This window comes from Pseudomonas sp. FG36 (assembly GCF_057809275.1).
Genome location: NZ_JBMDJQ010000036.1, coordinates 47,390 through 53,895, shown reverse-complemented (window position 1 = coordinate 53,895; position 6,506 = coordinate 47,390). Strand labels below are relative to the sequence as shown.

Here is a 6,506-nt window from a genome sequence, read left to right as displayed (position 1 = left end):
TCGCAATGGAAGACGGTCTGCGTTTCGCCATCCGTGAAGGCGGTCGTACCGTCGGCGCCGGCGTCGTAGCAAAAATCATCGAGTAATCACTCGACCGATTGAAAAAGCCCCCGCTCAGCGGGGGCTTTTTTTATTGGGTTGACACTAAATTGGGGCGTCTATAGAATCACGCCTCCTTTTAGCGGGCGTAGTGCGTCCGTTGGGAACAGCCTGGAGTCTGAAATCCAATGCAAAATCAGCAAATCCGTATCAGGTTGAAGGCTTTCGACCATCGCCTGATCGACCAATCCACCCAGGAAATCGTGGAAACCGCGAAACGTACTGGTGCACAAGTGCGTGGTCCAATTCCACTGCCTACCCGCAAAGAGCGTTTCACCGTTCTGGTCTCCCCGCACGTCAACAAAGACGCGCGTGACCAGTACGAGATTCGCACTCATAAGCGTGTTCTGGACATCGTCCAGCCAACGGATAAAACCGTTGACGCGCTGATGAAGCTCGATCTGGCGGCCGGCGTGGAAGTACAGATCAGCCTCGGCTAAGACTTCGGTCTGGTCGTGTAACGCTCTGAAATGGGCGGCCATAGCGGGTGAAAGCCCCGTACACTCATGAGGTTTACAACATGACTATTGGTGTAGTCGGTCGGAAAGCGGGCATGACCCGTATTTTCACCGAAGAAGGTGTCTCCATTCCGGTCACGGTCATCGAGATCGAGCCGAATCGCGTCACCCAGTTCAAAACCGAAGAAACTGATGGCTACCGTGCAGTGCAAGTCACTGTCGGCGAGCGTCGTGCTTCGCGTGTGACCGCCGCTCAGGCAGGCCACTTTGCCAAGGCCAACGTTGCCGCTGGTCGCGGTGTCTGGGAGTTCCGTCTTGAAGAAGGCGATTTCCAGGCTGGCGATCTGATCAAAGCTGAACTCTTCACTGCAGGCCAGCTGGTAGACGTAACCGGTCAGTCCAAAGGTAAAGGCTTCGCCGGTACCATCAAGCGCTGGAACTTCCGTGGTCAAGATAACACCCACGGTAACTCCGTATCGCACCGTGTCCCTGGCTCCATCGGCCAGTGCCAGACTCCTGGTCGTGTATTCAAGGGCAAGAAAATGTCCGGTCACATGGGCGCTGAGCGCGTGACTGTGCAGTCCCTGGAAGTAGTACGCGTAGACGCTGAACGCAACCTGCTGCTGATCAAGGGTGCCGTTCCAGGCGCTACTGGCGGCGACGTGGTTGTGCGTCCAGCTGTCAAGGCTCGCGGGTAAGGGGAAACTGACATGCAACTTAATGTAAATGACGCTCAGGCGATCGAAGTTTCCGAACTGACTTTCGGTGGCGAATTCAACGAGACGCTGGTACACCAAGCAGTCGTGGCCTACATGGCCGGCGGCCGTCAGGGCACCAAGCAGCAGAAGACCCGTTCTGACGTGGCCGGTGGCGGTAAGCGCCCATGGCGTCAGAAAGGTACTGGCCGTGCTCGTGCCGGTACTACCCGTGGCCCGATCTGGCGTGGCGGTGGTGTAACCTTCGCAGCTCGTCCTCAAGATCACTCGCAAAAGCTCAACAAGAAGATGTATCGCGCAGCCCTGCGCTCCATCCTCGCCGAGCTGGTGCGTAGCGACCGTCTGGTCGTGGTTCAGGACTTCGCTGTTGAAGCACCGAAAACCAAAGATCTGCTGAACAAGCTGAACGGCATGGGTCTGAGCGACGTACTGATCGTTTCGGATGCTGTTGATCAGAACCTGTACCTGGCTGCTCGTAACCTGCCGCACGTCGACGTACGTGACGTTCAAGGTTCCGACCCGGTCAGTCTGATCGCATACGAGAAAGTGTTGATCACTGTCTCGGCCGTGAAGAAATTCGAGGAGCTGCTGGGATGAACCAGGAACGCGTATTCAAAGTCCTCCTTGGCCCGCACGTTTCCGAGAAGGCTACCGTTCTGGCTGAGAAAAAAGGCCAGTTCGTATTCAAGGTTGCTACCGATGCAACCAAGCTGGAAATCAAGAAAGCTGTCGAAGGCCTGTTCAACGTAAAAGTTGAAAACGTGTCGACCGTTAACGTTCTGGGTAAAACCAAGCGTACCGCACGTGGTCTGGGCAAGCGTAATGACTGGAAGAAGGCGATCGTCTCCCTTCAGCCAGGCCAAGATCTCGATTTCAGCAGCAGTGCTGAGTAAGGAAGGGGTGCATCATGGCAATCGTTAAATGCAAACCGACTTCCCCTGGCCGCCGTTTCGTGGTCAAGGTGGTCAACAAGGAGCTGCACAAAGGCGCTCCTCACGCACCGCTGATCGAGAAGAAATCGAAGTCTGGTGGTCGTAACAACAATGGCCGCATCACCACGCGTCACGTGGGTGGTGGTCATAAGCAGCACTACCGTCTGGTCGACTTCCGTCGCAACGACAAAGATGGCATCCCAGCCACTGTCGAGCGTATCGAATACGATCCAAACCGTACTGCTCACATCGCCCTGCTGTGCTACGCAGACGGCGAGCGTCGCTACATCATCGCCCCTAAAGGCGTGAGTGCTGGCGACCAGCTGATCGCAGGTGCCCTGGCCCCAATCAAGGCCGGTAACTCCCTGCAACTGCGCAACATTCCAGTAGGTAGCACCATTCACGGCATCGAACTGAAGCCGGGTAAAGGTGCTCAGATCGCTCGTTCCGCTGGTGCCTCGGCTCAGCTGATCGCTCGCGAAGGTGTCTACGTGACCCTGCGTCTGCGCTCTGGTGAAATGCGTAAAGTCCTGGCTGAGTGCCGTGCGACCCTGGGCGAAGTCTCGAACTCCGAGCACAGCCTGCGTTCGCTGGGTAAAGCTGGTGCCAAACGCTGGCGCGGCGTTCGCCCAACCGTTCGTGGTGTTGCCATGAACCCGGTTGACCACCCGCATGGTGGTGGTGAAGGTCGTACCTCCGGTGGTCGTCATCCGGTATCGCCATGGGGCTTCCCAACCAAGGGTGCTAAAACCCGTGGTAATAAGCGTACCGACAACATGATCGTCCGTCGTCGCAAGTAACTAGAGGGATACGACAGTGCCACGTTCTCTGAAAAAAGGTCCTTTTATCGATCTTCACCTGCTGAAGAAGGTCGAAGTGGCGGTGGAGAAGAACGATCGCAAGCCAGTTAAAACCTGGTCGCGCCGTTCGATGATCCTGCCACAAATGGTCGGTCTGACCATCGCGGTACACAACGGTCGCCAACACGTCCCAGTTCTCGTGAACGAAGACATGGTCGGCCACAAACTGGGCGAGTTCGCCGGTACCCGCACCTACCGCGGGCACGTGGCTGACAAGAAAGCCAAGCGTTAAGGGGTAAGGAAATGGAAGTAGCCGCTAAGTTGTCGGGCGCTCGCATCTCCGCCCAGAAAGCCCGCTTGGTCGCCGACCAGATCCGCGGGAAGAAGGTGGGCGAAGCGCTCAACCTGTTGGCCTTCAGCAGCAAAAAAGCCGCTGAAATCATGAAGAAAGTCCTCGAGTCGGCCGTTGCCAACGCCGAACACAACGAAGGCGCAGACGTTGATGACCTGAAGGTCTCCACCGTCTTCGTCAACGAAGGGCGTTCGCTGAAGCGCATCATGCCACGTGCCAAAGGCCGTGCTGATCGCATCGTCAAGCGGTCTTGCCATATCACTGTCAAGGTTGCGGACAAGTAACGGAGTCGATCAGATGGGTCAGAAAGTACATCCCACTGGCATTCGCCTGGGAATCGTCAAGGAGCACACCTCCGTCTGGTACGCAGACGGCGCGACTTACGCAGATTACCTGCTGAAGGATCTGCAAACTCGCGAGTACCTCCAAGACAAACTAAAAAGCGCGTCCGTTAGCCGTATCGATATTCATCGCCCGGCTCAAACTGCACGCATCACCATCCACACCGCTCGTCCCGGTATCGTTATCGGCAAGAAAGGTGAAGATGTTGAGAAGCTGCGTCAGGACCTGACCAAGCAGATGGGTGTGCCTGTGCACATCAACATCGAAGAGATCCGCAAGCCGGAACTCGACGCTATGCTGGTTGCTCAGAGCGTAGCCCAGCAGCTGGAACGCCGCGTAATGTTCCGTCGCGCCATGAAGCGCGCCGTGCAGAACGCCATGCGTATTGGTGCTAAGGGCATCAAGATCCAGGTGAGCGGTCGTCTCGGCGGCGCCGAGATCGCACGTACCGAGTGGTATCGCGAAGGTCGTGTGCCCCTGCACACCCTGCGTGCCGATATCGACTACAACACCTACGAAGCTCACACCACCTACGGTGTGATCGGTGTGAAGGTTTGGATCTTCAAAGGCGAAGTTATTGGTGGTCGCCAGGAAGAGCTGAAGCCGCAAGCACCAGCGCCTCGTAAAAAAGCTGCTAAGTAAGGGGTACGCCAAATGTTGCAACCAAAGCGTACAAAATTCCGCAAGCAGATGACCGGCCACAACCGTGGTCTGGCACTGCGCGGTAGCAAGGTCAGCTTCGGCGAGTTCGCTCTGAAAGCTGTCGCCCGCGGTCGTCTCACCGCTCGCCAGATCGAGTCGGCACGTCGTGCCCTGACCCGTCACGTTAAGCGTGGCGGCAAGATCTGGATCCGTGTGTTCCCGGACAAGCCGGTTACCAAGAAGCCTCTCGAAGTGCGGATGGGTAAAGGTAAGGGTTCCGTGGAATACTGGGTTGCCCAGATTCAGCCAGGCAAAGTCCTGTACGAGATCGAGGGTGTTTCTGAAGAGCTGGCGCGCGAAGCTTTCGCCCTGGCCGCTGCAAAGCTGCCTCTCGCCACCTCCTTTGTTAAGCGGACGGTGATGTGATGAAAGCGAATGAACTTCGTGAAAAATCCGCACAGCAACTGAATGAGCAACTGCTCGGCTTGCTGCGCGACCAGTTCAATCTGCGCATGCAGAAAGCAACTGGCCAGTTGGGGCAGTCGCACCTGCTCTCGCAAGTTAAGCGTGACATCGCTCGCGTGAAAACTGTGCTCAACCAGCAGGCAGGTAAGTGATCATGGCTGAAGCTGAAAAAACCGTCCGTACGCTGACTGGCCGTGTCGTCAGCGACAAAATGGACAAGACCATCACCGTTCTGATCGAGCGTCGCGTAAAGCACCCGATCTACGGTAAATACGTTAAGCGTTCGACTAAGCTGCACGCGCACGACGAAGCCAACCAGTGCAAGATCGGCGACAAGGTTTCCATCCGTGAAACCCGTCCGCTGGCCAAGACCAAGTCCTGGGCACTGGTTGAAGTCCTCGAACGCGCTGTTGAAGTCTAAGGGCTAGGGGTCGGAGAAATTTTATGATTCAGACTCAATCCATGCTCGATGTGGCCGATAACAGCGGCGCTCGTCGCGTCATGTGCATCAAGGTGCTCGGCGGTTCCCACCGTCGTTACGCCGGTATCGGTGACATCATCAAAGTTACCGTCAAGGAAGCAATTCCTCGCGGTAAGGTCAAAAAAGGCCAGGTGATGACCGCTGTTGTCGTCCGTACCCGTCACGGTGTACGTCGCGCTGACGGTTCCATCATTCGTTTCGACGGCAACGCTGCTGTTCTGCTGAACACCAAGCAAGAGCCGATCGGTACTCGCATCTTCGGGCCAGTGACCCGTGAACTTCGTACCGAGAAGTTCATGAAGATCGTTTCGCTCGCCCCTGAAGTGCTCTAAGGAGATCCGACATGCAAAAGATTCGTCGTGACGACGAGATCATCGTGATCGCCGGCAAAGACAAGGGTAAGCGCGGTAAGGTGCTGAAGGTTCTGGCTGATGACCGTCTGGTCATCGGTGGTGTGAACCTGGTCAAGCGTCATACCAAGCCTAACCCGATGGCGGGCGTTCAGGGCGGTATCGTCGAAAAAGAAGCGCCACTGCACGCTTCCAACGTTGCCATCTTCAACAGCGAAACCAACAAGGCTGACCGCGTTGGCTTCAAAGTAGAAGAAGGCAAGAAAATTCGTGTCTTCAAGTCGACCCAAAAAGCGGTTGATGCTTGAACACTGCTAGGTAGAAGACCATGGCACGACTGAAAGAGATTTACCGGAACGAAATCGCTCCCAAGCTTAAGGAAGAACTTAAGCTGTCGAACGTGATGGAAGTTCCGCGCGTTACCAAAATCACCCTGAACATGGGTCTGGGCGAAGCGATCGGCGACAAGAAAGTCATCGAGCACGCTGTTGCTGACCTGGAAAAGATCACCGGTCAAAAGCCGGTCGTGACTTTCGCTCGTAAATCCATCGCGGGCTTCAAAGTCCGTGAAGGCTGGCCGATCGGCGTCAAGGTGACCCTGCGTAGCGACAAGATGTACGAATTCCTGGACCGCCTGCTGGCGATCTCCCTGCCTCGGGTTCGCGACTTCCGCGGCCTGAATGCCAAGTCCTTCGATGGTCGTGGCAACTACAGCATGGGCGTGAAAGAGCAGATCATCTTCCCGGAAATCGACTACGACAAGATCGATGCTCTGCGCGGTTTGGACATCACCCTGACCACCACTGCTCGTTCGGACGACGAAGGCCGCGCTCTGCTGCGTGCTTTCAAGTTCCCGTTCCGCAACTGAT

Annotated in this window: 15 protein-coding genes; all 15 read left to right on the top strand. The window is 56.3% G+C overall.

The window, feature by feature from the left end; all coding sequences use genetic code 11:
• On the top strand, window positions 1–86 hold an 86-nt coding region (locus ACODS9_RS22315), incomplete at its 5' end, for an EF-Tu C-terminal domain-related protein (RefSeq protein WP_206604777.1).
• A 141-nt stretch (window positions 87–227) separates the two neighbouring features.
• The gene (rpsJ, locus tag ACODS9_RS22310; protein WP_003186070.1) at window positions 228–539 is read left to right on the top strand and encodes a 30S ribosomal protein S10; all 312 of its coding nucleotides are present in this window, start codon (window positions 228–230) and stop codon (window positions 537–539) included.
• An 80-nt stretch (window positions 540–619) separates the two neighbouring features.
• Window positions 620–1,255, top strand: a complete 636-nt coding sequence (gene rplC, locus ACODS9_RS22305; protein ID WP_011531887.1) for a 50S ribosomal protein L3 — start codon at window positions 620–622, stop codon at window positions 1,253–1,255.
• A gap of 12 nt (window positions 1,256–1,267) precedes the next feature.
• On the top strand, window positions 1,268–1,870 hold the full coding sequence (gene rplD / locus ACODS9_RS22300) for a 50S ribosomal protein L4 (protein WP_003255485.1): 603 nt from the start codon (window positions 1,268–1,270) through the stop codon (window positions 1,868–1,870).
• Window positions 1,867–2,166 carry a 50S ribosomal protein L23 gene (gene rplW, locus ACODS9_RS22295; RefSeq protein ID WP_003255484.1) on the top strand — a complete coding sequence of 100 codons (300 nt, stop codon included), beginning with the start codon at window positions 1,867–1,869 and terminating at the stop codon, window positions 2,164–2,166. Before rplD ends, rplW begins: the two co-directional genes overlap by 4 nt.
• 14 nt (window positions 2,167–2,180) lie before the next feature.
• A complete protein-coding gene (rplB, locus tag ACODS9_RS22290; RefSeq protein ID WP_003255483.1) occupies window positions 2,181–3,005 on the top strand; it encodes a 50S ribosomal protein L2 in 825 nt (274 codons plus the stop codon).
• Window positions 3,006–3,021: 16 nt separating this feature from the next.
• On the top strand, window positions 3,022–3,297 hold the full coding sequence (rpsS, locus tag ACODS9_RS22285; RefSeq protein WP_003255482.1) for a 30S ribosomal protein S19: 276 nt from the start codon (window positions 3,022–3,024) through the stop codon (window positions 3,295–3,297).
• A gap of 11 nt (window positions 3,298–3,308) precedes the next feature.
• Complete coding sequence (gene rplV, locus ACODS9_RS22280; RefSeq protein ID WP_003103908.1) at window positions 3,309–3,641, top strand: 50S ribosomal protein L22; 333 nt, start codon at window positions 3,309–3,311, stop codon at window positions 3,639–3,641.
• 13 nt (window positions 3,642–3,654) lie between these two features.
• The gene (rpsC, locus tag ACODS9_RS22275; RefSeq protein WP_011531889.1) at window positions 3,655–4,341 is read left to right on the top strand and encodes a 30S ribosomal protein S3; all 687 of its coding nucleotides are present in this window, start codon (window positions 3,655–3,657) and stop codon (window positions 4,339–4,341) included.
• Window positions 4,342–4,353: 12 nt separating this feature from the next.
• Window positions 4,354–4,767, top strand: a complete 414-nt coding sequence (gene rplP, locus ACODS9_RS22270; RefSeq protein WP_009397508.1) for a 50S ribosomal protein L16 — start codon at window positions 4,354–4,356, stop codon at window positions 4,765–4,767.
• Complete coding sequence (gene rpmC, locus ACODS9_RS22265; protein ID WP_002555481.1) at window positions 4,767–4,958, top strand: 50S ribosomal protein L29; 192 nt, start codon at window positions 4,767–4,769, stop codon at window positions 4,956–4,958. The genes rplP and rpmC overlap by 1 nt, the downstream gene beginning before the upstream one ends.
• Window positions 4,959–4,960: 2 nt before the next feature.
• Window positions 4,961–5,227 carry a 30S ribosomal protein S17 gene (gene rpsQ, locus ACODS9_RS22260; protein ID WP_003255478.1) on the top strand — a complete coding sequence of 89 codons (267 nt, stop codon included), beginning with the start codon at window positions 4,961–4,963 and terminating at the stop codon, window positions 5,225–5,227.
• Between the two features lie 23 nt (window positions 5,228–5,250).
• Entirely contained in the window at window positions 5,251–5,619 is a 369-nt protein-coding gene (gene rplN / locus ACODS9_RS22255; RefSeq protein ID WP_008089810.1) for a 50S ribosomal protein L14, read from the top strand.
• Between the two features lie 11 nt (window positions 5,620–5,630).
• On the top strand, window positions 5,631–5,945 hold the full coding sequence (gene rplX / locus ACODS9_RS22250) for a 50S ribosomal protein L24 (protein ID WP_023629180.1): 315 nt from the start codon (window positions 5,631–5,633) through the stop codon (window positions 5,943–5,945).
• A gap of 20 nt (window positions 5,946–5,965) precedes the next feature.
• A complete protein-coding gene (rplE, locus tag ACODS9_RS22245; protein WP_003255474.1) occupies window positions 5,966–6,505 on the top strand; it encodes a 50S ribosomal protein L5 in 540 nt (179 codons plus the stop codon).
• Window position 6,506 lies beyond the last annotated feature (1 nt).